At 68.6% G+C, this 26,911-nt stretch carries 31 protein-coding genes; 9 read left to right on the top strand and 22 right to left on the bottom strand.

The features are described 5' to 3' along the window. Positions 1 to 33 precede the first annotated feature (33 nt). The 17 genes from yihA to SGR02S_RS13145 all read right to left on the bottom strand — a co-directional run bounded on the left by yihA (position 34) and on the right by SGR02S_RS13145 (position 10,732). Positions 34 to 675 (bottom strand): ribosome biogenesis GTP-binding protein YihA/YsxC, encoded by a 642-nt coding sequence (gene yihA / locus SGR02S_RS13225; protein WP_067110590.1) that lies wholly within the window; start codon positions 673 to 675, stop codon positions 34 to 36. Continuing rightward, a complete protein-coding gene (gene yidC, locus SGR02S_RS13220) occupies positions 672 to 2,420 on the bottom strand; it encodes a membrane protein insertase YidC (RefSeq protein ID WP_067110587.1) in 1,749 nt (582 codons plus the stop codon). Before yidC ends, yihA begins: the two co-directional genes overlap by 4 nt. Positions 2,421 to 2,467: 47 nt before the next feature. Next, positions 2,468 to 2,680: a membrane protein insertion efficiency factor YidD gene (gene yidD / locus SGR02S_RS13215; protein ID WP_054586362.1), complete on the bottom strand. Its 213-nt coding sequence runs from the start codon at positions 2,678 to 2,680 to the stop codon at positions 2,468 to 2,470. A gap of 163 nt (positions 2,681 to 2,843) precedes the next feature. Continuing rightward, on the bottom strand, positions 2,844 to 3,182 hold the full coding sequence (gene rnpA / locus SGR02S_RS13210) for a ribonuclease P protein component (protein ID WP_067110584.1): 339 nt from the start codon (positions 3,180 to 3,182) through the stop codon (positions 2,844 to 2,846). A gap of 41 nt (positions 3,183 to 3,223) precedes the next feature. Further along, positions 3,224 to 3,358, bottom strand: a complete 135-nt coding sequence (rpmH, locus tag SGR02S_RS13205) for a 50S ribosomal protein L34 (protein ID WP_003046693.1) — start codon at positions 3,356 to 3,358, stop codon at positions 3,224 to 3,226. Between the two features lie 101 nt (positions 3,359 to 3,459). Next, the gene (locus tag SGR02S_RS13200; RefSeq protein ID WP_067110582.1) at positions 3,460 to 3,768 is read right to left on the bottom strand and encodes a hypothetical protein; all 309 of its coding nucleotides are present in this window, start codon (positions 3,766 to 3,768) and stop codon (positions 3,460 to 3,462) included. A 93-nt stretch (positions 3,769 to 3,861) separates the two neighbouring features. After that, on the bottom strand, positions 3,862 to 4,662 hold the full coding sequence (locus SGR02S_RS13195; RefSeq protein ID WP_067110579.1) for an alpha/beta hydrolase: 801 nt from the start codon (positions 4,660 to 4,662) through the stop codon (positions 3,862 to 3,864). Between the two features lie 83 nt (positions 4,663 to 4,745). Continuing rightward, positions 4,746 to 5,210: an SRPBCC domain-containing protein gene (locus tag SGR02S_RS13190; RefSeq protein WP_067110577.1), complete on the bottom strand. Its 465-nt coding sequence runs from the start codon at positions 5,208 to 5,210 to the stop codon at positions 4,746 to 4,748. 19 nt (positions 5,211 to 5,229) lie between these two features. Beyond that, positions 5,230 to 5,883, bottom strand: coding sequence for a glutathione S-transferase family protein (locus tag SGR02S_RS13185; RefSeq protein WP_212597894.1), 654 nt, complete (start codon positions 5,881 to 5,883; stop codon positions 5,230 to 5,232). Then, a complete protein-coding gene (locus SGR02S_RS13180) occupies positions 5,883 to 6,347 on the bottom strand; it encodes a hypothetical protein (protein ID WP_067110575.1) in 465 nt (154 codons plus the stop codon). Before SGR02S_RS13180 ends, SGR02S_RS13185 begins: the two co-directional genes overlap by 1 nt. Then, positions 6,344 to 6,835 (bottom strand): VOC family protein, encoded by a 492-nt coding sequence (locus SGR02S_RS13175; protein ID WP_067110572.1) that lies wholly within the window; start codon positions 6,833 to 6,835, stop codon positions 6,344 to 6,346. The genes SGR02S_RS13180 and SGR02S_RS13175 overlap by 4 nt, the downstream gene beginning before the upstream one ends. Beyond that, positions 6,832 to 7,257 (bottom strand): VOC family protein, encoded by a 426-nt coding sequence (locus SGR02S_RS13170; protein WP_067110568.1) that lies wholly within the window; start codon positions 7,255 to 7,257, stop codon positions 6,832 to 6,834. The genes SGR02S_RS13175 and SGR02S_RS13170 overlap by 4 nt, the downstream gene beginning before the upstream one ends. A 49-nt stretch (positions 7,258 to 7,306) precedes the next feature. Next, positions 7,307 to 8,104, bottom strand: coding sequence for a VOC family protein (locus SGR02S_RS13165; RefSeq protein WP_067110565.1), 798 nt, complete (start codon positions 8,102 to 8,104; stop codon positions 7,307 to 7,309). Positions 8,105 to 8,140: 36 nt separating this feature from the next. Beyond that, a complete protein-coding gene (locus SGR02S_RS20770) occupies positions 8,141 to 8,860 on the bottom strand; it encodes a DUF1428 domain-containing protein (RefSeq protein ID WP_067110563.1) in 720 nt (239 codons plus the stop codon). 53 nt (positions 8,861 to 8,913) lie between these two features. Next, positions 8,914 to 9,588 carry a glutathione S-transferase family protein gene (locus SGR02S_RS13155; protein WP_067110560.1) on the bottom strand — a complete coding sequence of 225 codons (675 nt, stop codon included), beginning with the start codon at positions 9,586 to 9,588 and terminating at the stop codon, positions 8,914 to 8,916. A gap of 21 nt (positions 9,589 to 9,609) precedes the next feature. Beyond that, positions 9,610 to 10,041 carry a VOC family protein gene (locus tag SGR02S_RS13150; RefSeq protein ID WP_082797138.1) on the bottom strand — a complete coding sequence of 144 codons (432 nt, stop codon included), beginning with the start codon at positions 10,039 to 10,041 and terminating at the stop codon, positions 9,610 to 9,612. 49 nt (positions 10,042 to 10,090) lie between these two features. After that, complete coding sequence (locus tag SGR02S_RS13145) at positions 10,091 to 10,732, bottom strand: TetR/AcrR family transcriptional regulator (protein WP_067110554.1); 642 nt, start codon at positions 10,730 to 10,732, stop codon at positions 10,091 to 10,093. A 334-nt stretch (positions 10,733 to 11,066) separates the two neighbouring features. Between SGR02S_RS13145 and SGR02S_RS13140 the strand changes: the two genes are divergently transcribed. The 3 genes from SGR02S_RS13140 to SGR02S_RS13130 all read left to right on the top strand — a co-directional run bounded on the left by SGR02S_RS13140 (position 11,067) and on the right by SGR02S_RS13130 (position 13,581). After that, positions 11,067 to 12,575, top strand: a complete 1,509-nt coding sequence (locus tag SGR02S_RS13140; RefSeq protein WP_067110545.1) for a YifB family Mg chelatase-like AAA ATPase — start codon at positions 11,067 to 11,069, stop codon at positions 12,573 to 12,575. A 140-nt stretch (positions 12,576 to 12,715) separates the two neighbouring features. After that, the gene (locus SGR02S_RS13135; protein WP_169799687.1) at positions 12,716 to 13,189 is read left to right on the top strand and encodes a GFA family protein; all 474 of its coding nucleotides are present in this window, start codon (positions 12,716 to 12,718) and stop codon (positions 13,187 to 13,189) included. A gap of 20 nt (positions 13,190 to 13,209) precedes the next feature. Then, a complete protein-coding gene (locus SGR02S_RS13130; protein WP_067110539.1) occupies positions 13,210 to 13,581 on the top strand; it encodes a SpoIIAA family protein in 372 nt (123 codons plus the stop codon). A gap of 12 nt (positions 13,582 to 13,593) precedes the next feature. Here SGR02S_RS13130 and SGR02S_RS13125 read toward each other — a convergent pair whose 3' ends face one another. Together SGR02S_RS13125 and SGR02S_RS13120 are read right to left on the bottom strand one after the other, a co-directional pair. Then, the gene (locus SGR02S_RS13125; protein WP_067110536.1) at positions 13,594 to 13,980 is read right to left on the bottom strand and encodes a bactofilin family protein; all 387 of its coding nucleotides are present in this window, start codon (positions 13,978 to 13,980) and stop codon (positions 13,594 to 13,596) included. 1 nt (position 13,981) lies between these two features. Beyond that, the gene (locus SGR02S_RS13120) at positions 13,982 to 15,205 is read right to left on the bottom strand and encodes a M23 family metallopeptidase (protein ID WP_067110534.1); all 1,224 of its coding nucleotides are present in this window, start codon (positions 15,203 to 15,205) and stop codon (positions 13,982 to 13,984) included. A 243-nt stretch (positions 15,206 to 15,448) separates the two neighbouring features. Here SGR02S_RS13120 and SGR02S_RS13115 point away from each other — a divergent pair, with 243 nt between their 5' ends. Beyond that, a complete protein-coding gene (locus SGR02S_RS13115; protein ID WP_067110532.1) occupies positions 15,449 to 16,846 on the top strand; it encodes a methyltransferase family protein in 1,398 nt (465 codons plus the stop codon). A gap of 107 nt (positions 16,847 to 16,953) precedes the next feature. Here the strand turns inward: SGR02S_RS13115 and SGR02S_RS13110 are convergent, their stop codons facing one another. Then, positions 16,954 to 18,327, bottom strand: coding sequence for a glutamate--cysteine ligase (locus SGR02S_RS13110; RefSeq protein WP_067110530.1), 1,374 nt, complete (start codon positions 18,325 to 18,327; stop codon positions 16,954 to 16,956). 118 nt (positions 18,328 to 18,445) lie between these two features. Here SGR02S_RS13110 and SGR02S_RS13105 point away from each other — a divergent pair, with 118 nt between their 5' ends. Then, positions 18,446 to 20,392 (top strand): CshA/CshB family fibrillar adhesin-related protein, encoded by a 1,947-nt coding sequence (locus SGR02S_RS13105; RefSeq protein ID WP_255211477.1) that lies wholly within the window; start codon positions 18,446 to 18,448, stop codon positions 20,390 to 20,392. A 3-nt stretch (positions 20,393 to 20,395) separates the two neighbouring features. Here the strand turns inward: SGR02S_RS13105 and SGR02S_RS13100 are convergent, their stop codons facing one another. Further along, a complete protein-coding gene (locus tag SGR02S_RS13100; RefSeq protein ID WP_067110600.1) occupies positions 20,396 to 21,166 on the bottom strand; it encodes a 16S rRNA (uracil(1498)-N(3))-methyltransferase in 771 nt (256 codons plus the stop codon). Positions 21,167 to 21,370: 204 nt separating this feature from the next. Between SGR02S_RS13100 and SGR02S_RS13095 the strand changes: the two genes are divergently transcribed. The 4 genes from SGR02S_RS13095 (at position 21,371) to ubiA (ending at position 25,568) form a co-directional block, all read left to right on the top strand. Next, positions 21,371 to 23,347 carry a TadE/TadG family type IV pilus assembly protein gene (locus SGR02S_RS13095; protein WP_082797136.1) on the top strand — a complete coding sequence of 659 codons (1,977 nt, stop codon included), beginning with the start codon at positions 21,371 to 21,373 and terminating at the stop codon, positions 23,345 to 23,347. Next, positions 23,344 to 23,913, top strand: coding sequence for a TadE family protein (locus tag SGR02S_RS13090; protein ID WP_067110526.1), 570 nt, complete (start codon positions 23,344 to 23,346; stop codon positions 23,911 to 23,913). The genes SGR02S_RS13095 and SGR02S_RS13090 overlap by 4 nt, the downstream gene beginning before the upstream one ends. Next, complete coding sequence (locus tag SGR02S_RS13085; RefSeq protein WP_067110523.1) at positions 23,910 to 24,593, top strand: TadE/TadG family type IV pilus assembly protein; 684 nt, start codon at positions 23,910 to 23,912, stop codon at positions 24,591 to 24,593. Before SGR02S_RS13090 ends, SGR02S_RS13085 begins: the two co-directional genes overlap by 4 nt. A gap of 66 nt (positions 24,594 to 24,659) precedes the next feature. Further along, positions 24,660 to 25,568: a 4-hydroxybenzoate octaprenyltransferase gene (ubiA, locus tag SGR02S_RS13080; protein WP_067110520.1), complete on the top strand. Its 909-nt coding sequence runs from the start codon at positions 24,660 to 24,662 to the stop codon at positions 25,566 to 25,568. Between the two features lie 9 nt (positions 25,569 to 25,577). On the opposite strand, the gene SGR02S_RS13075 is transcribed toward ubiA, so the two are convergent. Next, positions 25,578 to 26,911: coiled-coil domain-containing protein (locus SGR02S_RS13075; RefSeq protein ID WP_501193784.1), on the bottom strand; the 1,334-nt coding region annotated here is incomplete at its 5' end.

Below are 26,911 nucleotides of genomic sequence, written 5' to 3'. Positions count from 1 at the left end.
CCCCGACCCCTCCCGCAAGCGGGAGGGGGGAATTTATGACTCCACCGCCTCCAGCACCGCGGTGCGCAGGTCGGCGATTCCCATGCCCTTTTCGCTGCTCGTCACGATCACCTCCGGATGCGCGGCGGGGTGTTTGCGCGCCTCGGCCTCGGTCGCGGCGTGGACGGCGGCGAGGTCGCTCGCCTTCACCTTGTCGGCCTTGGTGAGGACGAGGCGGTAGCTGACCGCCGCGACGTCGAGCATCGCCAGCACTTCGCGGTCGACATCCTTGATGCCGTGGCGGCTGTCGATCAGCACCAGCGTGCGCTTGAGCACCGCGCGCCCGCGCAGATAGTCGTTGACCAGGAATCGCCACTTTTTGACCACGTCCTTCGGCGCCTTGGCGAAGCCGTAACCGGGCATGTCGACGAGGCGGAAGACCAGCGGGCTGCCGACGTCGAAATAGTTGAGTTCCTGCGTCCGCCCCGGCGTCACCGAGGTGCGTGCAAGGCCGTTCCGTCCCGTCAGCGCATTGAGCAGCGACGACTTGCCGACGTTCGAGCGGCCCGCGAAGGCGATCTCGGGCACGCCCGGCGCCGGCAGATGCTGGAGCGCGGGCGCCGATTTCAGGAAGGCGATCGGGCCCGCGAACAGCTTGCGCGCGCGTTCGCTCCTGTCGTCGGCACCATCCGTCACTTCGCCACCGCGGTCCTGAGTTGCGGGAACTTGCGATACATCCACTGCTGCTGCGCGATCGACAGCACGTTGTTGGTGATCCAGTAGAGCAGCAGCCCCGCCGCGAAGGGTGCCATGATGAACATGAACAGCCACGGCATGATCTTGAACACCTGCTGCTGCACCGGGTCGGTCGCCTGCGGGTTCAGGCGGAACTGCAGGAACATGGTGATGCCCAGCATCAGCGCGAGCGGCCCGAGCGCCAGCAGCGACGGTGGGGTGAAGGGCAGCAGGCCGAACAGGTTCAGGAAATGCAGCGGGTCGGGCGCCGACAGATCCTTGATCCACAGCGCGAAGGGCTGGTGCCGCATCTCGATCGTCAGCATCAGCACCTTGTAGAGCGCGTAGAAGATCGGAATCTGGATGACGATCGGCAGGCAGCCGGCGAGCGGATTGATCTTCTCGTCCTTGTAGAGCTTCATCAGCTCCTGCTGCATCTTCGGCTTGTCGTCCTTGAAGCGTTCCTGCAGCGCCTTCATCTTCGGCTGGACGAGGCGCATCTGCGCCATCGAGTGGAACTGGCGCTGCGCGATCGGGAACATCGCGCCGCGGATGATCAGCGTCAGCACCATGATCGCGACGCCGAAATTGCCGATCTGGCGGAACAGCCAGTCGAGCAGCTTGAAGATCGGCACCGCGAAGAATTCGAACCAGCCCCAGTCGATCGCGTTCGACAGGCGGGTAATGCCCTGGTCGTCCTGATAGGCCGAGAGCGTCCGCACCTCCTTTGCGCCCGCGAAGATGCGGCTGGTCGTCGAGACCTGGGTGCCGGGGGCGATCTGGCGGAAATCGCGCGCGAACAGGGTCTGGTAATTGTCGGGCGCGGGGGCGCTCATCGACGCGGTGACGCGCTCGCCCTTTGCCGGGATGATCGCGGCGAGCCAATATTTGTCGGTGAAGCCGAGCCACGCCGCCGAATCATATTTGACCGCGCCGTCCTTATCGAGGTCCTTGTAGTCGACGTCGAACACCGACTTGCCGCCCAGATAGCCGGTCGGGCCGACGTGGATCGTCCAGCTGTCCTGTTCGTGCGGGTCGGTCGGCTTGCCGAGGCGGTCGATCAGCGCATAGCTGCTGACCGTCACCGGCGCGGCGCCGGTGTTGGCGATCGTCTGTTTCGCGGTGATCAGATAATTGGCGTCGATGCTGTATTCGATGCGGAAGGTCTGGCCGGTCGGGTTCGCCCAGCTCAGCGTCACCGGCGTCGTCGGGGTCAGCTTCGCGCCCGACGCGGTCCACACGCTTGCTGGGCCGGGAACCTCGATCCCCTGCGCCGACCAGCCGACGCTCGCGAAATAGGCGGCCTTGGTGTTCGCCGGCGCGAACAGGCGCACCGGCGGCGCGTTCTTCTCGATCGTCTGGCGGTAGCGGGTCAGTGTGATGTCGTCGATGCGCGCGCCGACGAGGTTGATCGAACCCGACAGCGCCGGGGTCTCGATCGCCACGCGGTTGTCCGCGGCGAGCGCCGCCTCGACCGGGACGGTCGCCTTGGCGGCGGGCGCGACCTGGGCCGGGGGCGTGGGCAGGCCGCTCGGCTGACCCTGCGGCGTCGCGGCGGGCGCGCCGTTCGCGTCGGTCCCGGCGACCGTGGTGGTCACGTCGGGTTTGGCGGGAGTCGGGAAGAATTTCTCCGCGACGAAGTTCCAGCCCAGCAGGATGGCGACCGACAGTAAAATCGCCGCGATCAGGTTCCGCTTGTCATCCACGCTTTTCGGTCTCTCTTCATCTCAACAAATGTCGGGAAATGCCTGTCTCATGGCACCGGGTCGTAACCGTGTCCGCCCCAGGGGTGGCAGCGCAATAGCCGCTTTGTCGCCAGCCAGCCACCCTTGATCGCACCATGGCGTTTCAGCGCGACGATCGCATATTCGCTGCACGACGGCGCGTAGCGGCATGTCGGCGGCAGGATGCGCGACGGGCCGAGCTGCCAGCCGCGCGCGATCAGGATCAGCAGCCGGGCGATCATGCGGAACCCCCCGGAAACTGCGCAACTTCACACGCGATTCGGGTTTTCGCGCGGCTGAAATCATCGTCACCCCGGACTTGATCCGGGGTCCCGCTCAGCAACGTGGAAAAGCGGGACCCCGGATCAAGTCCGGGGTGACGACAACGGGAAACGCTCACGCCACTCATTGTGCCAGCTTCTTCGCGGCGCGCTTCAGCGCCGAATCGAGGTGTCCGGCCAGCTCGGCGAAGGCGATGGCGTTGCCGCCGGGGCGGCCGATCAGCACATGGTCGGCGCCCGCGATCCCCGATTCGGGCAAGGCGGCGCGGGCGAGGGCGCGCAGGCGGCGCTTCATCCGGTTGCGCACGACCGCGTTGCCGACCTTCTTGCTGACCGTGAAGCCGATGCCCGGCGCGTCGTCGTCGTCACCGCGCGGGCGGACGAGCAGGACGAAGCCGGGCATGGGAAAGCGAAGGCCGCGATTCGCGGCCAGAAACTCGCTGCGTCTGGAGAGCGTTCGCACCAGCCCAGATCCTTCCAGGCTCGGCGGCGAAGCGCCGGCGCTTAGGCCGACAGCTTCTTGCGGCCGCGGGCGCGGCGGGCGGCGAGGACCTTGCGGCCGCCGACGGTGGCCTTGCGGGCGCGGAAGCCGTGGCGGCGCTTGCGCACGAGGCGGCTCGGTTGATAGGTGCGCTTCATCGCGAAATCCCCAAAATCTCTTCAATCGTTGCAACGAAAAAGGGCCGCCAAACGCGGGCGGCCGCCAGTGGGGGCGCGGATAGGCGAGAGTCGGCGCAAAGTCAATCGCCATCGAGCCGGTCGAGCGCGGCGCGCGCGCGCCGCCGCGCCGCGCTGACCCGCCGCATCAGCCGGTCGGCCCAGTCGCCGTAGCGCGGGTGGCGCATCTTGAACCGGACATAGCGGCGCTTTGCCCACAGGCTGTTCTGCAGCGCGAGCATCAGCCCGATCGGGAAGAGGATGACGAAGCCGGGACCGGGCAACGGCCCGATCAGCGCCGCGACGATCATCAGCAGCACGCCGGTCACGAACAGCGCGTAGCGCACCTGCGCATTCGCCCGCAACCGCTGGTAGAGATTCGGCTTCGCCATGCCCGGCGATGTGGGAAGGCGGGCGGCGTGTTGCAAGGATAGGGCACGTCGGCCGGGTGCGCCGACGCGACGGCTCGCTATGCGGCGGCGGGGTCAGTCGAGCGCGACGAAGCGGGCCATGTCGGCGCGCGTCAGGGTGCGGACGGTGTCGAACGGCGTGCTGTTGGTCAGCGTATAGAAAGCGCGCGCGCTGGCATCGTCCATCCCCAATTCGCGATAGAGTCTCAGATATTCGGCGTGGACGGGATCGTCGGCGGGATAGTCGTTCGCCTCGCGCCCTTCTTCGTCGATCCAGCTGTGGACGCCGAATTCGGCATCGGGCGCGGCGCGGCGGACGGCGCCGGCGAGCCACAGCTCGACCGCGCCCGACCGCACCGATCCGCCGCTTGGCACGACGGTTTCCAGCCCCGCGCGGCGGATCGCGCGGGCGAGGATCAGGTTCGCCTCTTCGTCGAGGCTGCCGGGGCAGTCGATCATCTCGATCCGCCGCAGCGCCGGAAAGGCCGCGAGCATCGCCGCGAACTGGTGCGGCGTCGCCGCGGTGACGTCGCCCGCCATGCGCGCGGCGCCGGCGTCGACCACCGCGAAGGGACCGAAGCGCGCCTTCGCGGGACCGAGGGTCGCGAGCGTCGCGGCGGGCGCATAACGCCGCGTCGCGCCGAGGTCGGCGGCATCGGCGAGCGCCGCATCGTCGAGCAGCGCCGCGTCCTCGTCGAGGGCGGTCGGGTCGAGATTGGCGGCCGGACCATCCACCTCTTCATAGGTCCAGCCGATCGTCGTGGTGACGGTCACCACCGTCTGCGCCTGCGCGGGCGCGAAGGCGAGCACCGCTGCCAGCAAGGCGACGATCGCGGAACGCAGCAGCGCGGGCGGCAAGGCGGACGGACGGGCCATCCCGCCGCTCTCGCGCGCGGGCGCCTACCAGAGCGTCAAGCCATGCGGTCAGCGCGGCGTTAACCGCGTTTCGGGACGTTCCGTCAGGCGGCTTCGCACAGCGCCTTGAGCTGTTCGGCGACGACGGTCCAGCCGGCGGTGAAGCCCATGTCCTGATGCTGCTGGCGCGCCTCGTCGCTCCAGTGGCGCGCCCAGCCGGTGAAGCGGGTGCCGGCGCCGTCGGGCGCGATCTCCCAGCCGCCGATCATGAACGGATCGCGCGGCGCGATGCGGCCGTCGGCGCCGCGCACCACCGCATCGGTGGTCACGAAGCGCACCCCCGGCACGACCTCGAGGAACAGGCCGTCGGTCGGCTGCACCTCGCCGTCGGGGCCGCGCATCGTCATCGCGCAGCGTCCGCCGGGGCGCAGGTCGACATCGTCGAGCGTGACGGTCCACGGCTTCGGGCACCACCATTCGGCCATCCGCTCGGTCATCACCCGCCAGACCGCGTCGGGCGGCGCGGCGATGCGGATCGAGATCGACAGTTCGCGGGGATCGTCGGACATGCTGTTTCTCCTTTGCGGGTCAGTCGCGATCGGGGGCGCCGAGCGGGAAGAAGGGGCGATAGGGCCGCGCATCCTCGACGCAGCGGCGGACCGACGGATGCGCGAGCAGCCGCGCGCGATAGGCGCGCAGATTGGCGTAGGCGGGCGCGATTTCGTGCACCCAGTCGGCATAGAAGAGCGAGGGTGCCGCCGCGCAATCGGCGAGGGTGAAGCCATGGGGAGTCGCCCAGCCGCCGCCGGCCAGCTCGGCATCGAGCCAGCGGTAGACGGTTTCGAGCGATTCCTTCGCCTTGTCGACGATGATCTGGAGATGATGTTCCGGCCCGCGCAGCGCGTCGGCCACCACCTCCTGCATCGGGGTCATCACATGATTGTCGAATATCCGGTCGAGTAGCCGGACGCGCAGCGCCGCGTCGCGGTCCGCCGGGATCAGGCGCGGTTCGGGGGCGAGTGCGTCGAGATGCTCGATGATGATCGACGCCTCGAACAGCGCGGTGTCGCCGTCGACGAGCAGCGGGAACTTGCCGACCGGCCAGTGCGCGCGCAACTCGTCGCCATGCTGCGGCGTGTCGGGGCCGATCACGCGGTAATCGAAGGGAAGCTCCTTCTCGTAGAGCGCGATCAGCGCCTTCCACGTGTAGGAGGAGAACGGGTGGCCGTAATAGATCAGCATCAGCGGGCCTCCGGACGCGCGAACAGCCATGCGAGCGGCAGTCCGACGAAAAAGATGTGGGGAAAGAGCGCGACCGCGCCCTTGAACAGGTCGGCGGGCGGAAAGGGCGTGCCGAAGCGCAGCGGCAGCACGATGCCGTTCATCACGCCATAGAGGATCAGGCCATAGACGAGGCCGACCCATCCCCACGGCCAGCGGCGCAGCCCCGCCCAATACCGCGCGAGCAGGACGAAGGCCGCGACCATCGCGCCCATGATCGCATAGTGGGTGACGAGGCCGAGCAGCGCGCCGCCGAGGCCCCAGTCGACCGCGGCGTCGCCGAACGGCCCCTTGGCGACCCCGCGCAGCATGCCGCCGACGGTGCCGCCCGCCGACAGGCTCCAGAGCGCGGCATAGACGATGTCGAGCGTGCCGCAGAGCAGCCAGGCGGACAGGGGCGAGGGTGAGAGGCGGCGCCGCGTCACCCCGGCTCCCCCCGCACCGCGGCCTCGATCGCCGCGACGTCGATCTTCTTCATCGTCATCATCGCCTCGAACGCGCGTTTCGCCGCCGCCTTGTCGTCGCCCATCACGGCATCGGTCAGGGCGCGCGGGGTGATCTGCCAGTTGACGCCCCATTTGTCCTTGCACCAACCGCACATGCTTTCCTGGCCGCCGTTGCCGACGATCGCGTTCCAGTAGCGGTCGGTTTCCTCCTGCGTCCCGGTATGGACCTGGAAGGAAAAGGCCTCGCTGTGCGGAAAGGCGGGGCCGCCGTTGAGGCCGACGCACGGGATGCCGAGCACGGTGAAATCGACGGTCAGCACGTCGCCCTCTCTGCCGCTCGGGTTGTCGCCGGGGGCGCGGTGGACCGCGCCGACGCGGCTGTCGGGGAAGGTGGCGGCATAGAAAGCCGCGGCTTCCTCGGCATCCTTATCGTACCACAGGCACAGCGTGACGGGATCGCGGGTCATCCTTCCTCTCCTTGCAGCGGGGTGCCGAGCGACCAGAGGTGGCCGAACGGGTCGCGCACCTGCGCATAACGGTCGCCCCAGAACATGTTTTCGGGCGCCATCACGCTTTCGGCGCCGGCGGCGACGGCGCGGGCGTACCAGGCGTCGGTGTCGTCGACCTGCAGGTGCAGCACGACGCTGGCCGGCGCGGGCGCTGGACCGCCCGTATATTCGGGGAAATCGTCGTGGATCATCAGCGAGGCGCCGTTGAGATGCAGGTGCGCGTGCATCAGCCGCACGCCGTCGTCGGCGGGGACGCGGACGACCTCGCTCGCACCGAATGCGGCGGTGTAGAAAGCAATCGCCTCGACCGCGCGCCTGTCGCGGATAGTCAGGTGCGGGGTCAGGCCGCCGGTCGGCGCCTCGTTGGCGGGGGTGGTCATGGCTTCTCTCCTCTTCCAACGCCCCTCCCTTTGGGGAGGGGCCTGTCCGTCAGCGCCGCGGCCCCACCAGCCCGAAGGCGGCGCCCTGCGGGTCGATGCCGTTCATCGCATATTCGCCGCCGGGGATTTCCATCGGGCCGTTGGTCACCGTGCCGCCGGCCGCCGCGACCGCCGCCGCGGCGCGGTCGATGTCGTCGACCCCGATGTAGAAGGTCCAGGTCGACGCCGGGGTTTCGGGCATCAGCGGCATTACCGCGCCGATGCCGACGTCGCCGACCTGAAGGAAGCGGTAGGCGCCCAGCGCCCCCATATCCATCGCGCCTTCCTGACCCCAGCCGAAATGCCTGCGGTAGAAGGCGATCGCGGCGTCGGGGTCGCTCGTCATCAGTTCGTTCCAGCGGACGTGCTGCGCCTCGGTGACCGAGAAGGCGTCGCTGTCCATGTCCTCCTGCCCCGCGGGCGGGATCGGGTTCATGACGTAGAAGGGCGCGCCCTGCGGGTCCGCCAGCATCGCGATGCGCCCGACGGGCAGGTCGGTCGGCGGCATGTGGACGCTGCCGCCGTCGGCCCCGATCGCCGCGACCGTGGCGTCGACATCGGGGGTATAGAGATAGCCGAGCCACGCCGGCCGCGCGCCGCCCGCCAGCATGTCGGCGTTCAGCGCCAGCACGCCGCCGGCCTGGTCGCCGTCGCTGCGGCCGATCATGCGATAATCGACGCCGCCGGCCGCGGGGTCGCCGTGCGCCGCAATCGTCCAGCCGACCACGGCGCCATAGAAGCGCGCCGCGCCGTCGGGATCTCTCGTCATCAGCTCGTACCAGATGAAGCTGCCCTTGGGATTCGTCATCGTCCTTCTCCTTGTGCGTCCCGGCGGTGGGGGGTGTCAGGCGTCGACGATCGGAACGAAGCCGCCATAGATCATGCGCGCGCCGTCGAAGCTCTGATCGTTCGGATCGTGCCGCATCCGCTCGTCGGCCATGACCTTTTCCCAGCCCGCGACGCGCGCCGCCTTGTCGGGCCATTCGATCCAGCTGAAGGCGGGAGTCTCGCCGGGCTTTGCATGCGTCGCGCGCCGATAGTCGGTGACCTTGCCGTCGGGCACGTCGTCGCCCCAGCATTCGAGGACGCGCGTCGCGCCATGATCGAGGAAGACAAGCGAGGCGCGGGCGGCGAGCGCGCGATAGGCCTCCTTGTTGGCGTCGGGTACCGCGAACACGAAGCCGTCGGTATAGCCCATCGATCCGCCGAGCCCTTCCTCGACGATCGGCGCGAAGCCGCCGACGATCATGCGCTGGCCGTCGCCGGGCATGTCGGTGCCCATCTCCGCCATGCGCGGATCAGTGCGAATCTTCTCGTTCGCGGCATCGCGCGTCGCGCGGTCGGGATATTCGAACCAGCTGAAGACGACCGTCTCCCCGTCCTTCGCCTGCACCGCGGTGCGGAAGTCGTTGAGCTTGCCGACGGGGATGTCGTCGCCCCAGCATTCGACGTGCCGACGCACGCCGAACTCCTTGAACAGCGGCACCGATCGGGCGGCAAGGTCGCGATATCTGTCCTGCTCGGCGGTCGGAACCGCAAGCACGAAGCCTTCGACATAGGTCATCGTCTCTCTCCTGCTCTGTCTTCCCCCTCCTTCTGAAGAGGAGGGGCTCATGCTTATCTTTCCGCCGGTCCCGCCTCTTCGCGGAAGGCGGCGAACTGCGCCTTGAGCGCGCGGTCGAAGGCGGGGCGTTCGAGGCAGCGGGCAAGATAGGCCTCGAGCTGCGGATGCTCGGCGACCGCACCCGATTCGATACCCTCGCGCAGCACCGTCGCCATCGCGATGTCGGCGACGCTGAAAACGCCCGCGAGATACGGCCGGTCGCCCAGCGCCTCGGCGAGCCTGCCGAAGCGGGCGCGGATGAAGTCCATCAGGCCGGGCCGGCGCAGCTTCGCCCACGGCTCGCCCGCCGCGAACAGGTCGACGGTCGACAGTTCGAACATCGCCGGTTCGACGCTGTTGTAGGCGGCGAACAGCCAGCTCGTCACGGTCGCGCGGCCCTGCGGGTCGCGCGGCAGCAGCCGCTCGTCCTTTTCCGCCAGATGCAGCAGGATGGCGCCGCTTTCGAACAGATGCACGTCGCCGTCGCGCAGCACCGGCACCTGCCCCCATGGCTGGTCGCGGAAATGTTCGGACGGACGGTCGACCGCGCTGATCAGCCGCTCGGCATAGTCGAGCCCGATTTCCTCGCACGCCCAGCGCGGACGCAGGTCGCGGACGAAACCGCGCGCGAAATCGGGCACCCAGTCGAAGGCGGTGATCTCGATTATGGCGGCGGGATTCACGGGCATGATGCCGCTCCTTTCGTCGCCTCAGGCGGCGGGTGGGGGTGCGTCGCCGTTCGCGACCGCCGGGTCCATCCAGAACGGTTCCCAGACATGGCCGTCGGGATCCAGAATGTCGCGGCCGTACATGAAGCCATGTTCCTGCACCGGGTTGACGTCGGCGGTGCCGCCGTGGGCGGCGGCGGCCGCGACCATCGCATCGACCGCCTCGCGGCTGTCGAGGGTCAGCGCGAGCATCGCCTCGCTCGATGCCGTCGGCGGGATCGGCCGGTCGGTGAAGCTGCGCCACTTGTCGTGCGTCAGGATCATCACGAAGATCGCGTCGGACCAGACCATGCAGGCGGCGGTCTCGTCGGTGAAGCGCGGCTCGTTGGCGAAGCCGAGCGCCTCGTAGAAGGCGATCGACCGGTCGAGGTCGCGGACCGGCAGGTTGACGAAAATCATCCTGGGGGTGGGCATCGGAAATTCCTCTCTCGTCGGAAGGTTTCGGGGGACGGTTTCGCGGCGGTCACGTCCGTCCGAATAGCATGCGGACGTAACGCGTCAGATGGGCGACGCTTTCCCTGGCAATCGCCGGATCGTTGGTGGTTTTCGCCAGAACGAAGCCGCCCTGCAGCACCGACTGGATATGGCGCGCGAGATCGATCGCGGTCATCCCGTCGGGCGCGCCATATTGCGCCATCGTCGCCTCGATGTCGGGGGAGAGCGCTTCGCAATAGGCGGCGATGCTCGCTTCGCAGGCGAGACGGATCGGCTCGCTGGTCGCATAGGCGTCCTGCACCATCGTGCCGATGAAACAGGTGAAGCCGTCGACCGGGCCGTGCAGCAGCGAAAAGCGGAAATCGATATGGCCGAGCAGCCGGTCGAGCGGGTCCTCCAGCTTCGTGTGCGGCAGCATGTCGAACATCGGCCGCGCGCGCTCGGTCCACGCTTCGGCGGCGGCGACCGCCAGCGCCTCCTTCGATTCGAAATGGTGGAAGAAGGCGCCCTTGGTCACCCCGGCGGCAGCGCAGATCTGGTCGACCGTGGTCGCGGCATAGCCGTGCCGCCGCACCTCCTGATGCGCGGCGGCGATCAGCTTCGCGCGCGCGCTGCCCCGCGGTGCGCGGCGGCGCGGCGTCGGAGGGGGGGAGGGGTGAGTCGGCGTCATGGAGATTTACATACCGACTGGTTGGTATGATGTCAAATTGGACGGCGATGACGGTCTTGGGACAGGATTTCGCGCAGAGGCGCAGAGATCGCAGAGAAAAGGGGAAGGCGGCAAAGCCGCCATTTTCTTCTTTCTTCTCCGCGCATCCGCGCTTCCGCGCCTCCGCGCGAACTAAAATCTCTGCGGACTCTGCGCCTCTGCGCGAAATTCCTTCCTTTTTGTCTCCGTCATTCCCACGCGATTCCTGTCCCCCGACAAAAAGGGACTCGACGCCCGGCGCCTCCCGCCTATGAAGGATGGGGAACAAATGGGGGCCGGCTGCAAGGGGGTATCATTGGTCGCGATCGTTTCGACCGTCGCCTATCTCGGGCTCGAGGCGCGCGGGGTCGAGGTGCAGTGCCAGATCGCGCCCGGGATGCCCGCCTTCGCGGTCGTCGGCCTGCCCGACAAGGCGGTCGCCGAAAGCCGCGAGCGGGTGCGCGCGGCGCTGTCGGCGATCGGCCTCGCGCTGCCGCCGAAGCGGATCACGGTCAACCTGTCGCCCGCCGACCTGCCCAAGGAAGGCTCGCACTACGACCTGCCGATCGCGCTCGCGCTGCTCGGCGCGATGGGGGTCGTCGATCCCGAAACGCTCGCCGCCTATGTCGTCGTCGGCGAACTCGGCCTCGACGGGCGCGTCGCGCCGTCGCCAGGCGTGCTGCTTGCCGCGCTGCACGCGGGCAGCGTCGAGCGCGGGCTCGTCTGCCCCGCCGCGCAGGGGTCGGAGGCGGCGTGGGCGGGGCATGTCGAGGTGCTCGCGGCGCCCGACCTCCTGTCGCTGCTCGGGCATTTCAAGGGCGCCGCGCTGCTGCCCGCGCCGGTGCCGGGCGAGGTCGCGGCGCCGGCGCGAACCGCCGATCTGGCGCAGGTGAAGGGGCAGGAAACAGCGAAGCGCGCGCTCGAAATCGCGGCGGCGGGCGGCCACAACCTGCTGATGGTCGGGCCGCCGGGGGCGGGCAAGTCGCTGATGGCCGCCTGCCTGCCCGGCATCCTGCCCGAACTGACCCCCGCCGAGGCGCTGGAAGTGTCGATGATCGCCTCGGTCGCGGGCGGGCTGGAGGGCGGGCGACTGGTCCGCGCGCGGCCGTTCCGCAGCCCGCATCATTCGGCGTCGATGCCGGCGTTGATCGGCGGCGGGCTGCGCGTGCGCCCGGGCGAGGTCAGCCTCGCGCATCTGGGGGTGCTGTTCCTCGACGAACTGCCCGAATTCCAGCGTGGGGTGCTCGACAGCCTGCGCCAGCCGCTCGAGACGGGCGAGGTCAGCGTCGCGCGCGCCAATGCGCACGTCACCTTTCCGGCGCGGGTGCAACTGATCGCCGCGATGAATCCCTGCCGCTGCGGCCATCTCGGCGATCCGGCGCTCGCGTGCAGCCGCGCGCCGCGCTGCGCCGCCGACTATCAGGCGAAGCTGTCGGGACCGCTGCTCGACCGCATCGACCTGCATGTCGAGGTGCGCGCGGTGAGCGCCGCCGACCTCGTCCTGCCGCCGCCCGCCGAGGGCAGCGCCGAAGTCGCGGCGCGCGTCGCGGCGGCGCGTGCGGTCCAGACGGCGCGCTATGCCGGGCACAAGGCGCGCACCAATGCCGAGATCGACGGCGAGCTGCTCGAAGCCGTCGCCACTCCCGACGAGCCGGGGCGCCATCTGCTCGCGCAGGCGGCCGAGGCGATGCGGCTGTCGGCGCGCGGCTATACGCGGATGCTGCGCGTGGCGCGGACGATCGCTGACCTTACCGGGGCAGAGACGATCGGCCGCACCCATATCGCCGAGGCGCTGAGTTATCGCCGGCAGGCGCCGCGGAACTGAGGGCGGGTTCCGCGCTTTTCGGCAGGCCCCTGGACCCCGGCTACCGCCGGGAAGCAGACAGGAGCAGACCCCGCTTTATGCGATTGCGGTCGGCCCCGATCCGCCTATCTTCGCCGGATCGGATGCGGGAGGAGGGTTCCATGTCCAAGCCAATCACCGGATCGTGCCTGTGCGGGGCGGTGGCGTTCGCGATCGAGGGAAAGATCGGCCCGGCCGGGCAGTGCCATTGCTCGAAATGCCGCAAGGTGTCGGGGACCGACGGCAATGCCGTCTTCTACACTGCGGTGGGTAGTTTCCGCTGGCTGCGCGGCGAGGCCGATGTCGCCCGCTTCGTGGTGCCGGAAAGCGACGGCTGGACGTCGAGCTTCTGCCGGACATGCGGGAGCCCCGCGCCGCATGCCGACCCCGGCGGCAAGATCTATTTCGTGCCGGTGGGCCTGCTCGACGACGATCCGGGGTTCCGGGGCTATGCGGCGCATATCTTCGTCGAATCGAAGGCGCCGTGGGTGCGGATCACCGACGACGCCCCGCAATATACCGAGGGTTTCGGCTCGCCGCTGGTGCGGGACGGAAAGCCGCGCCCCGATGGAACGGCCGGGCGCAGCGGCGCGTAGGGCGAAGCAGGAGAAAGACCATGCTCGACATGATCGACAGCGCGGACGATGTGATCGCGCTCAAGGTATCGGACCGGATCAGCGGCAGTGAACTCGACGCGATCATGGACCGCCTCGATGGCGCGATGGCGCGCCATGACAAGGTCCACGTCTTCGTCGAGACGCAGGCGATCGACGGTATCGAGATCGCGGGACTGGGCGCCTATATGAAGCGCGCGCTGCCGCTGTTCGGCAAGCTGGATCGCTTCGGCCGCGTCGCGGTGGTTGCCGATCAGGGCTGGATCCGCGCGGCGACGAAGATCGAGAGCGCGCTGTTGCCGCGCATCAGCTACCGCGTTTTCGAGCCCGGCGCGCGCGACGAAGCGCTCGCGTGGGTCGTCGGCGGCGCGTGACCGCGCGCGCCGTTACGCGGTGCGGGTCTCGACGATTTCCAGCGGCGGCGGCGCCTTGGCCGCGGCGCCGTGGCGGCGGTGCGACAGCTTGCCGTCGACCCGGCCGCCATTCTCGATCGTGATCGTTTCGTAGGTCACGTCGCCGGTGATCCGCGCGGTCGCGTGGACGATCAGCGTCTTCGCCTCGATCGAGCCGTCGACCAGCCCGGCGATCTTCGCGGTTTCGGCGGCCACCGCACCCTTGATCTCGCTTGCCTCGCCCTGGACGAGGTTGGCGCATTTCAGGTCGCCCTCGATCTTGCCGTCGACGTGCAGGTCGACGCTCGCCGATACATTGCCGGTGACGACGACATCCGAACCGAGGATCGAGAAGGTCGTATGGCGCGCGCCGGTCGCCATCCTAGCGGGCGCCCCGGCCGGGGGTGGCGGAAGCGAGGGCGCCGACTCGCTGTCGGGCGTCGTCTTTGACTTCAAGAACATCGGCTTTGGCCTCCAGGAACCGGCGCGGGTTGACCGCGACGCCGTTCAGACGGACTTCGAAATGCAGGTGGCTGCCGGTCGAACGCCCGGTCGAGCCCATCTTGGCGATCTGCTGCCCGGCGGCGACCTGCGCGCCCGCCCGCGTCGTGAAACCCGACAGGTGAGCATAGCGGGTCATGATCCCCTGGCCGTGATCGACCTCGATGACATTGCCATAGCCCGCGCGCTGGCCGACGTACACCACCTTGCCCGGCGCCGCGGCGAGGATCGGGGTGCCGAGCGGACCGGGGAAATCGAGCCCCGAATGCATCGCGCTCGCGCCGGTGAAGGGATCGCTGCGATAGCCGTAGCTCGACGAGAGCATCAGCACATGCGCGGGCTGGCCCGAGGGGATGGCGACGAGCGTGCGTTCGAGCACCTCCATGCGGAACAGCGCGCCTTCGAGCGCCGCGAAACTCTTGCCCAGCGCGCCCGCGGCGCCGATGCGGCCGCGGAAGGGGATGAAGGGACCGCCGCGGCCGGCCGCTGCGTTGCGGACCAGCGACGCGGGGTCGAGCCCCAGCTTCGCCACCGCGCCCTCGGCCTTTGCGGCGCGCGCGCCGACCGCGGCGAGCAGCCGCGCCGAAAAGACCTCCTGCCGCGCCTCGATGCGCGCGAGCGCCTGCGCCTCGGGTGGCAGGCGCGGATCGACTGCGCTCGTCTTGAGGGTATTTGTTTCGGGCGGCTTGTCCGCGGCGGCCCCGGTCTTGTCGTCATCGGCGGCGGCGGGCAGCGCCTCGGCGCCGAAATAGGTCTTTTGCCATTCCTCGAGCTGCGCCTGGCGCTCGTCGAGGTCGGCGGCGATTTCGCCGACACGGTCGCGATACTGGGCGATGCGCGCCTCGGCGGCAGTTGCGGCGGCCTGCTTGCGCGCGACCTCGGCCCGTTCGTCTGCGGAAAGAAGCTGGTTGACAAAGATCGCGACGGTGACCGCCGCCCAGGCGAACAGTACCGCCGCGGCGATCAGCGCGACACGCTTTTGCCAGACCGCGCTGACCCGCACGAACCGGACATGGCCGTGGGTGCGGATGAAGATTTCATGGTCCTGAAACAGCGCATTCCAGCGCTGGCGCCATGGGCGCAGGCCCGTCGATTGGGAAGACAAGTCACGACCCCGTCTTGTTGTTCTGCTTGGAGCCCTCCGCCCCCGACTGGAACGGCGCCTTACCAGCGACTCCCCGCCAGCGCGAATCCGCACGCCGCGAGTCGGGCTGAATCGAACCGATGGCACGATGAACGGTGGAAAACGGCCAAAATGGTTGTTTTCTGGCGAGGCGAGGGCGCGCGACTCGCCCGTATCGTTGACGGCTTGCTTACCATTTCGGACTAGGGGAAAAGCGTGACCGCCATGTCCGATCTTCCGCTCTCCCCCGCGACCGGCGCTGCGGCCGAAGACGCGCCCGCCGCCGATTCGCGGCCGCGTTCGGCGGTCAGCGCCGGGGTCGGCATCGTCGGTATCGCCGGACTATTCTCCTACCTGCTGATCGCGCGCCATGCGCCGCAGATCGCGACCGTGCTCGGCATTGACTGGGGTACGCGCGGCCCGATGGACGGTCCCAATTCGGCGATCGCCAGCGTGCTCGCCTGCGGCATCCCGATGGTGCTGTGGTCGCTGTTCGTCGACAAGGTGCATCGCAACCCCTCGACCGGCATCGACTGGTCGCAGCGCCGGCCGTGGCGCGAAACGGTCGATATCAGCCTGACCAAGATCGCCGGCCTGTGGGCGACCTGGGGGCTGATCGCGCTCTTCTATGCGACGATGCGCTATTATTGGGAGGGCAATTATGCCTTCGCGATGGACCTGTTGGAGCGGGTGGCGCCGTGGCTGCTGCTCGTCTCCGTGCCCTATATGTTGTGGCTCGACCGCCGCATGGTCGAACCGCGCGACGGCTGCTACCAGTTCGGCCGCTGGCTGATTGCTCCCGGCCAACCCGTCGATGGCCGCGCGATCGGCCACCATTTCCGCGCCTGGGCGGTGAAAGGCTTCTTCACCGCCTTCATGCTGTCGATCGTGCCGGGCAATTTCGCGGCGCTGGTCACCGTGCCGGTGAGCGAGGCGCTCGCCAATCCCTACATGATCGCGCTGTGGATGATCAATCTGCTCTATCTGGTCGACGTCCATGTCGCGACGGTCGGCTATATCCTGACACTGAAGCCGCTCGACTCGCACATCCGCACCGCCAACCCTTATGGTATGGCGTGGGTCGCGGCGCTCGTCTGCTATCCGCCCTTCATCCTGATGAACGGCGGCCCGCTCGACTATACGGTGAACGGGTCCGACTGGGGCTATTGGCTGGAGGGGCACGAGACGCTGATGATGCTGTGGGGCGTCGTGCTCGTCGCGCTGGTCGCGGTCTATGCCTGGGCGACGATGGCGTTCGGCATCCGCTTCTCGAACCTCACGCATCGCGGCGTCATCACCCACGGTCCCTATGCGCTGACCCGCCACCCCGCCTATGTGTCCAAGAATCTGAGCTGGTGGGTCGGCTCGCTGCCCTTTCTGGTCACCGCCGGCGGCTGGGTCGAGGGCGCGCGCAACATGGTCATCCTCGGGCTGGTCAGCGGTGTCTATTACTGGCGCGCCAAGACAGAGGAAAAGCATCTGCTCGCCGATCCCGCCTATGTCGCCTATTGGAACTGGGCTCAGCGGCACGCGCTGGTGCCGCGCCTGTTCACGCGGCTGACGGGTCGGGCGCGCCCGCTGATCCGGCTGGAGCCCGACCCGCGGGTGGGGCCGGTGGCGTAACAGCATTTTCGGTCGAGTGCCGACATTTCCATCGCCGTCATCCCGGATCAAGGCTGGGGTGACGAAGGGAAGCGAATGGCGATTCCGCTATCCCGAATGCGTGTCTTTCAGAAGCTCAACTCGCCATAAATCCTGGACAGGTCGCGGCCCCATGCGCCTTCGTAGCGGTCGAGCAGGTCGTGCGCGGGCGACTTGCCACTCTTGGCGATCTGCCGCAGCGGTTCGAGGAAGCCGACCTCGTTGTCGCCCATCGAATTGACCTCGTCGCGTGCCGCCAGCCCCTGCGCCGCGATGTCGAGAACGCGGTGCGCAAGGTCGCCGACGGTGCCGCCGCCCGGCGCCGCGGCGCACAGCCCCTCGCGCGGCACCGCGTCGCGCAGCGCCTGCTGGTCGGCGATGCTCCAGTCCTTGACGAGGTCCCACGCCGCGTCGAGCGCGCCCTGGTCGTAGAGTAGCCCGACCCACAGCGCGGGCAGCGCGCAGATGCGGTTCCACGGTCCCCCGTCGGCGCCGCGCATTTCGAGGAAGCTCTTGAGCCGCACCTCGGGAAAGGCGGTCGACAGATGGTCGGTCCAGTCGGAAAGGCGCGGCAACTCGCCGGGCAGCGCCGGAAGCCGGCCCTTCAGGAAATCGCGGAAGCTCTGTCCCGCCGCGTCGATGTAACGCCCGTCGCGGAACACGAAATACATCGGCACGTCGAGCATATAGTCGACATAGCGGTCGTAGCCGAAGCCGTCCTCGAACACGAAGGGCAGCATGCCGGTGCGCGCGGGGTCGGTGTCGGTCCAGATGTGGCTGCGATAGGACAGATAACCGTTGGGCCGGCCGTCGGTGAAGGGCGACGCCGCGAACAGCGCGGTCGCCAGCGGCTGGAGCGCGAGCGAGACGCGGAATTTCTGCACCATGTCGGCCTCGCTCGCATAGTCGAGGTTGGTCTGGATGGTGCAGGTGCGCAGCATCATGTCGAGCCCCATGCCGCCGACGCGCGGCATGTGGTCGAGCATGATCGCATAGCGTCCCTTCGGCATGCGCGGCAGTTCGTCGCGCGTCTTGTCGGGCCACATGCCGAGGCCGAGGAAACCGAGGCCGAGTTCGGCGCCGACCTCCTTCACCTGCTTCAGGTGGCGGCCGGTCTCGGCGCAGGTCTGGTGGAGATTCTCGAGCGGCGCGCCCGACAGTTCGAGCTGTCCCGCCGGTTCGAGACTGATCGCGCCGTCGCTGCCCGACAGGGCGATGACGTTCCCCCCTTCCTCGACCGGTTCCCAGCCATAGCGGGTCAGCGCGGTCAGCAGGTCGCGGATGCCGCCCGGCTCGTCATAGGAGGGCGCGCGATGATCGGCGGTGCGATAGACGAATTTCTCGTGCTCGGTGCCGATTCGCCAGCGGTCCTTCGGCTTCTCGCCCTTGATCATGGGCGCCGCGAGCTGGTCGCGGCTCTCGATGAGGGGATCGTTTCGATCTGAAACCGTACGCGTGCTCATCGCGCCGCTTTAGGCAGGCGCCGCGGCTTGCACCAGCAAAAAGGACGGGCCCCGCGCAAGGGGTAAAGGAGGGGACAGGTTGACCGCGAATTAACCTTTCGCTGCCACAAGCGCGGGCATGACCAGGGACCAGATTGCGTCGCGGGCCGGTGGGTGGCGGACCGCGAGCCCACCGCCGTGCGCCTCGTCGATGCGAGCCCGCGCGCGGCGCGTCTTCCGCCCGCTGCTGCTGGCCTGTTTCGCGTTGCTGATGGCGTTGCTGCTCGCCGCCGCGCCGGCGTATGCCCAAAGCTGCGCCCCCGCGACGAGCCAGGGGACCGCGCCCGCGGGGTGGGAGACCTATTGCTGGCTCGACCTCAGCCAATACAGCGACGCGACCGCGCGCAGCGCGGCGGGCCAGAATATGAGCTTCACGCTGACCGACGGTTCGGTCCTGCGCTTCAACCTGCGCGTGACGCCGACATCGGGCAGCGCCTTCTCCGCCGTCGCCGCGCCGTCGTGGACCGGCGCCGCGGTCGGCAACTCGGCCTTCCTCGGGATACCGGGCCGCCCGGTGCTCTATTCGACGGCATCGGGAACGCGCACCGTCACGATCGGCGGCATCGCGATCACCCCGCCCGCGGGGGCGGCCGCCTCCGCCTATTCCTTCGTCGTCGCCGACGCCGAATCGTCGAACGAGACGGAATCGCTGGTGTTCACGACCAACGGCGGCGCGTGGCAGCTGCTCGACCAGGTGCCGCCGACTAGCGGAACGACCTATCCGGCCCGATCGGGCATCGGCACCTCGACCGTCACCGTCACCGGCACCGCCGGGACGGTCGGCGCCTATATCGTCGGGTCGAACAGCCCGACGACCGTCACCGCCCAGATCACCTCGGGCGGGTTGCAGGGCATCATGCTTGCGGTGCGCTTCGCCTCGGTCCGGCTGTCGAAGCAGATCGCGGGGGCGCGGATCGACGCCAGCGACCAGTTCCTCTTCCGCATCCGCGCGGCGAGCGGCGGCGCGCTGCTGGGGCAGGGGACGACGAGCGGCAGCGGCAACGGCCCGTTCAACGCGATGCCGGTCAGCCTCGCTTCCAGCCTGTCGGTGACGCTGAGCGAGGAAATGGCGGCGGGCAGCGCCAGCGCGCTCTCCGCCTATCGCTCGACGATCAGCTGCACCAACGGCAACAGCGGATCGGCGACGCCGCTGCCCGTCGGGGTGGTCGCGACATCGTTCACCCTGCCGCCGCTGCAATTCGGCGATGCGATCGCCTGCACCTTCACCAACACCCCCTATCCGCACCTGCGCCTCCGCAAGGCGCTGGGCAGCGGAGGGCGGCGCTACAGCGGCGACCAGTTCACCGTCCGCATTCTCGATGGCGCGGTGGCGGTGGCGAGCGCGACCACCAGCGGCACCGGCACTACCGTCGGCGGCGGCGACACCGGCATGGTGCGGCTGACCCCCGGCACCGCCTATACGCTCGACGAGATCGCGGCGGGGACCGCCGACCTCGCGCGCTACGATGCGGTGCTTGGCTGCACCAACGCCGCCGCCGGCTCCTCGACCGTGCTGCCGGGTGCGGCGCCGGGAACGATCACGCCGCAGCTCGGCGACGTCGTCACCTGCATCGTCACCAACACGCGCGCGACCGGCGGCGTGCTGGTCATCACGAAAAGCTCGACGCCGATTTCGGACCCCGTCAACGGCACGACCAATCCCAAGCTGATCCCCGGCGCGATCGTCGAATATGCGATCACCGTGACCAGCATCGGGACGGGAAGCAACAGCAACCGGGCGAATGCGATCATGCTCGTCGATCCGCTGCCGCCGGGCGTCACCTTCCAGACCGGCTCGGTCAGTTTCAGCAATGGAACGCCGGCGAGCGGCCTGGGATTCAGCGCGTCGAATGTCGGCTATTCGAACCAGCCGGGCGGCGGCGCACCCTATAGCTACACGCCGACGGGGACCTATGACCCGGCGGTGCGGGGGCTGCGGATCGCGCCCTCGGGCAATATGAGCCACGCGACCAGCGCGACGAGCCGCCCCAGCTTCACCATCCGCTTTCGCGCCCGCGTCGACTGATCGTCACGCTTCGAGGGAGACCGCGCCCGCCGCTGTCCCCCAGTCGCCGTGCTGCGCCATCCACAGGGCGATCGCGGCGACGGCGGCGGTCTCGGCGCGCAGGATGCGCGGGCCGAGCGCGATGCGGCGGACGGCGGGGCAGGCGAGCAGCGCGGCGCGCTCGCGCTCGGTGAAGCCGCCCTCGGGGCCGGTCAGGATTGCGGCGGGCGCAGGCGCATCGACCGTTCCGAACGGCGAACCCCCCGCTTCGTCGGCGAACAGCAGCGCGCGGCTCTGTGGCCAGTCGCGCAGCAGCGCGGGCAGCTTCACCGGCTCGGCCAGCGTCGGCAGCGCGGTGCGGCCGCATTGCTCGCACGCTTCGACGATCTGCGCCTCCAGCCGCTCGCGCTTGACGCGCTCGACGATCGTGCGCTCGGTGATGACCGGCTGCAGCCGCGCGACGCCCAGTTCGGTCGCCTTCTCGATGATCCAGTCGAGCCGCGCCTTCTTGACCGGCGCGAAGCACAGCCAGAGGTCGGGCACCGCCTCGATCGCGCGCGTCCGGCGCTCGATGCGGACGGTCAGCGCGCGCTTGCCCGCATCGGCGACCGTGGCGAGCCACTCGCCGCTGCGATTGTCGAACAGCAGCAGCGGGTCTCCGGGCTTCAGCCGCATGACGTGCAGCAGATAATGCGCCGCCGCGCCGTCGACGACCGGTGCGGCGTCGGGGCCGAGCGGCGTGTCGACGAACAGGCGGGGCGTGCTGGCGGGCGGCCAGGCGGGAGTCGCGGGCATCGCGGGGCCATAGCATGGGCGGCGGCGGCGCGCACCCGCGCGCATCCGTGCGCGCGGACTGTCCCGTTGCGGGGCAGGAGGCGCGGTTTTCCGGGCCATGCGGGCGGCGCGGCTTAGCATTTTGGTAAGCAGTTTTCCGATAGAGGCAGGATACCCGCCGCGCATCTGTGGGGCGTACGCGGGTCGATCGAGGGATTTGAGACCATGGGTGGGACCGACATCCGACATATCGGGCGCCGTCTTGGGCGCCGCCTCCGGCAGGGCGCCGGACGCCTGATCCGCGACCAGCGCGGCAACGCGCTGATGCTGACCGCGGCCGCGATCGTGCCGGTGATCGGCATCGTCGGGTCGGCGGTCGACATCGGCCGCGCCTATATGACGCAGCTTCGCCTGCAACAGGCGTGCGACGCCGGCGTGCTCGCGGGGCGGCGCGCTATGGCGGCGGGCGTCTATGGCGACGACCACAAGGCCGAGGCGAACAAGATGTTCGCCTTCAACTTTCCGAACGGCATCTATGGCAGCGAGGCGGTGAACTTTTCCTCGCAGTCGACGAGCGCCGCCGATGTCGTCGGCACCGCCAGCGTCAAGCTGCCGACGGCGATCATGTACATTTTCGGCAAGGACAAGTTCGACCTCGGCGTGAACTGCACCGCCAAGCTCGAAATCTCGAACGTCGACGTGATGCTGGTTCTCGACGTCACCGGGTCGATGGCGCGCAAGGCCTCCTCTTCGGACGACGACACCAAGATCGAGGCGCTGCGCAAGGCGGCGGTCGATTTCTTCGACACGCTGACCAACGCCGACATCGGCGACGGGCGGCTGCGCTTCGGCGTCGTTCCCTACAGCTCGTCGGTCAATGTCGGCCAGATTCTGGTGACGAAGAATCCTGACTGGATAGCCGACACCGTATGGCTTCCTTCGCGCGAGCCGGTGACTAAGGAAGTCTGGGGCGACGCGCGGACGGTCGTGTCGGAGGACTATACTGCGACCAACCCTGTTGCCAACACGAACTGGCAAGGGGCCGAAAAATGGGAGGATGCGGGGAAGGCGGACAAGGCCCAGGCGGATTGTACGACCTGGGACGATAGCGATTTGCCCAGGATGGTCAGCGAATCGCTGAATCCCTCGAATCCGGTTGTTGACGGCAGCACGCGTATCACCGTTTCCGACTCGAAACGGACCTACGAATATTATTCCTACAAGGGGACGTGGAAGGCGGCCACCTGGAGCAAACCAGCGAGTTGCGAAGCCAAAAAGCTGCGCTGGACGTTTACGCGCACCTATCAGGTGACGAAGACGGAAACGCTGACCAAGGTCTTCGACGGTAAATATAACTATAAGGACCGCGGTTTCGACACGCGTCCCCTGAAGACCGGGTCGACGATCGAAGAAGACACCGGCTATCAGGGTGAACGGGTCACGATCGACTGGGCAGGCTGCATCATCGAGCGGGCGACGACGCAATTCGCATCGAACGCGTCCGCGCCGTCGAACGCCTATGACATGGACATCGATATGGTCCCGTCGGCGACCGATTCCGATACGCAGTGGAAGACATTCCTACCCGCCCTTACCTACGATCGCGAACGTGTATCCGAACGCAAGGGTGTGACGACCAATTACCAGAATTTCGTCGACAAGGGCGGCGATTATGCCGCCTGCCCGGTCGCGGCGATGAACCTGACGACGATGACCAAGGCGGATCACGACGACTTCGACAAATATATCAAGACGCTGCAACCCAAGGGCTATACCTATCACGACGCCGGCATGGCGTGGGGTGCGCGCCTGATCTCGCCGACCGGTCTGTTCGCGGCCGACAACGGACCCTATAACGGGCGGCCGGTCAGCCGGCATATCGTCTTCATGACCGACGGCGACATGATGACGCCGCGCGCCAACCTGTCGCACCAGGGACAGGAGCGGTCGATGCCGCGCATCGGCGCGACCAGCGACAATGATGCGATCGACCGGCACAACAACCGCTTCCGACAGCTGTGCGAAAGCGCGAAGCGCAAGGGCCTGACGATCTGGGTGATCTCGTTCGGCGTCGGCAGTAACAGCAACCTCAACAGCTGCGCCTCGACGGGGCAGGCGTTCGAGGCCGACAATGCGGCGCAGCTCAACGCGCAGTTCCAGGCGATCGCCCGCCAGATCTCGAAGCTCAGGCTGTCGCAATGAGCCGTCGCCGCGCCCTGATCCGCCGGCTTCGCAGAAACCGTCGCGGCGTCGCGCTGGTCGAATTCGCGCTCACCGCACCGCTGTTCCTGCTGATCCTGATGGGGATCTTCGATTTCTGCTGGCAGATGTACGCGCAGCAGGTCCTGCAGGGCGCCGTCGCCAAGGCGGGACGCGATTCGACGCTGGAGCTTTATTCGAGCGACCAATCGGCGCTCGACGCCCGCGTCAAGGAGCAGGTCCAGCAGGTGTTCGCGGGCGCCGATGTGAAATTCACGCGGCGCGCCTATGACGAGTTCAGCAAGCTCAACGTCCCCCGGCGCTATTATGATACGAACAAGAACGGCTATCTGGATGCCGAGGATTGCTTCGAGGATGGCGGCAAGGCCGGCAACGGCGGCGCCGACGACGTCGTCCTCTATACGGTGACGATGCGCTTCGACCGCGTGCTGCCGGTGTGGAAGATGCTGGGGCAGTCCCCCTATTCGACGCTGTCGGCGGTCACGATCCTGCGCAACCAGCCCTTTGCCAACGGCAGCGACATCACACCGGATAGCTGCCTGAAATGATGCTTCTTTCCCGCCCTCGCCGCCGCCTGGCGATCACCGCGCGGCGCCTGGCGCGCAACATTCGCGCCACGGTGCTGATCGAGATGGCCTTCGCCATTCCCTTTCTGGTGCTGGTGGGATTCGCCGGGCTGGAGATCGCGAACCTCGCGCTGACTCACACGCGGATCAGCCAGATCGGCCTCAACACCGCCGACAACGCCTCGCGCATCGCGGCGGGCAGCAATCTGTCGCTGCCGCCGATCCGCGAGATCGATATCAACGAGTTGTTCATCGGGGCGGAAAAGCAGGCCGACGCGCTCGATTTCAAGCGGCACGGGCGGATCATCCTGTCGAGCCTCGAACGCAACAAGGACGGCGGCCAGTGGATTCACTGGCAGCGCTGCTATGGCGATCTCGCGGTGTCCTCGGCCTATGGCGCGCAGGGCACCGGCAAGACCGGAACGAGTTTTCCGGGCATGGGGCTGAAAGGCAAGGAGGTCACGGCCGCAGCGGGGACGGCGGTGATGTTCGTCGAGATCAGCTACGACTATCAGCCGCTGCTCTATGGCAAGTGGCTGGGCGCGCGGCGAATCTCCACGACGGCGGCCTTCAATATCCGCGAGCCGCGCGATCTGGATGGGCCGAAGGACGGCGACGGCGTCTACAACCCCTCTCCGGCGGCCACCAAGTCCGCCTGCTGATCGGCGCGCGCCGCGCCCGGTCCGGCATTTATCTCGTCGGCGCGCTCTGCTATCCCCCCGGCACGCATGACCACCGCCCCTCCCCCCGACAGCCAGCTTCGCGGCTTCCTGGCGTTCCTGCCCGCGGGGTTGCGCCCCTATGCGCTGCTCGCGCGGTTCGACCGGCCGATCGGCTGGTGGCTGCTCTATTGGCCCTGCGCGTGGGGGATCGCGCTGGCGGGCGGCGCGCGCGATCACTGGCCGCTGTTCCTGTGGATGCTCGCCGGCGCGATCGCGATGCGCGGCGCGGGCTGCGTCTATAACGACATCGTCGACCGCGACCTCGACGCGAAGGTCGCGCGCACCGCGTCGCGCCCCGTCGCCAGCGGCGCGGTTTCGGTGCGCGGCGCGGCGCTGTGGATGCTCGCGCTGTCGCTCGTCGGGCTGGTCGTGCTGGTGCAACTGCCGCTGCGCGCGCAGGTCGTCGCGGTGGCGAGCCTGCTGCTCGTTGCCGCCTATCCGTTCATGAAGCGCATCACCTGGTGGCCGCAGGCGTGGCTGGGGCTGGTCTTTTCGTGGGGGGCGCTCGTCGGCTGGATCGCGGCCGGGGGCAGCGACGGCCTCGCGCTGCCGTTGCTCTATGCCGGATGCATCGCCTGGGTGATCGGTTACGACACCATCTATGCGCTCCAGGACATCGAGGACGATGCGCTGGTCGGCGTCAAGTCGAGCGCGCGCGCGCTGGGCGACCAGGTGCGCGGCGGCGTCGGCCTGTGCTATGCGACCGCGCTCGCGCTGTGGGCGGGGGCGCTGTGGGTCGTGCGGCCCGATCCGCTGGTCTTCGTCGCGCTGGTGCCGGTGGCGGTGCATCTGGCGGGACAGGTGGCGACGCTCGACCCCGCGAACGGCGCCGACGCGCTCGCCAAGTTCCGCAGCAACCGCTTCGCCGGACTGCTCGTCTTCGCCGCGATGCTGGTGGTGGGCAGCGCGCCCTGACCGATCGGTCTATTCGGCCGCGAGCAGTTCCTCGGCGCCGCCGAGGTCGACCGAGACGAGGCGGCTGACCCCGCGTTCGATCATCGTTACCCCGAACAGGCGGTGCATGCGCGCCATCGTCACCGCATTGTGGGTGACGATCAGGTAACGCGTGTCGGTCTCGCGGCTCATCCGGTCAAGCAGGTCGCAGAAGCGCTCGATATTCGCGTCGTCGAGCGGCGCGTCGACCTCGTCGAGAACGCAGATCGGCGCCGGGTTGGTGAGGAAAAGGCCGAAGATCAATGCCACGGCGGTCAGCGCCTGCTCGCCCCCCGACAGCAGCGTCAGCGTGCCGAGCCGCTTGCCCGGCGGCTGCGCCATGATCTCGAGTCCCGCCTCGAGCGGGTCGTCCGAATCGACGAGTTCGAGATGCGCCTGACCGCCGTTGAACAGGGTCGTGAACAGGCGCTGGAAATGCGCGTTCACCGCCTCGAACGCCGCGAGCAGGCGGACGCGGCCCTCGCGGTTGAGGTTGCCGATCGAGCCGCGCAGCCGGTTCACCGCCTGCTGCAGTTCCTCGATCTCGGCGACGCTCCGCTCGCGCTCGGCGTCGAGCTCGGCGAGTTCGTCGGCGGCGACGAGGTTGACCGGCCCCAGCCGCTCGCGGTCGGCGATCAGTCGGTCGTGCGCCGCCGACTCGGTGGCCGCGTCGCCGACCGCAGCGCTGTCGAAACCGGCCTTTTGCGGCAGCAGCGGCGGCGGGCATTCGAAACGCTCGCCCGACAGGCGGCCCATCTCGACGCGGCGCAGTTCGGCGTTTTCGGAGCGCGCGACCGCGCCGGCGCGCGTTTCGCGCGCCGCGGCGACGCGCTCGCGGATCGTCGTCAGCGCCGCCTCTGCCTCGCGCAGCGCTGCTTCGGCCGCCCGCTCGCGCGTCTCGGCCTCGTTGAGTTTCTCGCGCAGTTCGGCCTGCCGCGCCTCGGCAACGGCGCGGTCGGCGGCGAGCCGTTCGGGCAGGTCGGCGAGCTTTGCGGCCTCGGCGGCGAGCGCATCGGCGCGCTTGTCCATGTCGGTGACGCGCCGTGCGGCCTCGCCCGCTCGCGCCTTCCAGCTCCGAATCTCGGCGCCGACCACCGCCTGCCGCTCGCTCAGCGCGGCGAGGGTGCGCTCATGCGCGGCGAGCGTGCCTTGCGCGTCGGTCGCGGCGGTGCGGGCGCGATCGGCGGCCTGCTCCCCGGCATCGAGCGCCGCGCGCGCCAGCCGCTCATCGGGCAGCGCGCCGAGCGCGGCTTCCTGCGCAGCGAGCTGTTCGGCGGCGTCCTTCGCCGCACCGGCGATCTCGGCGCGCCGGCGTTCGAACAGCG

The organism is Sphingopyxis granuli NBRC 100800 (genome assembly GCF_001591045.1).
In the GTDB taxonomy this organism is placed as follows: domain Bacteria; phylum Pseudomonadota; class Alphaproteobacteria; order Sphingomonadales; family Sphingomonadaceae; genus Sphingopyxis; species Sphingopyxis granuli.
The sequence above is the reverse complement of the archived record's forward strand: the minus strand, read 5'-3'. Positions and strand labels throughout refer to the sequence as shown.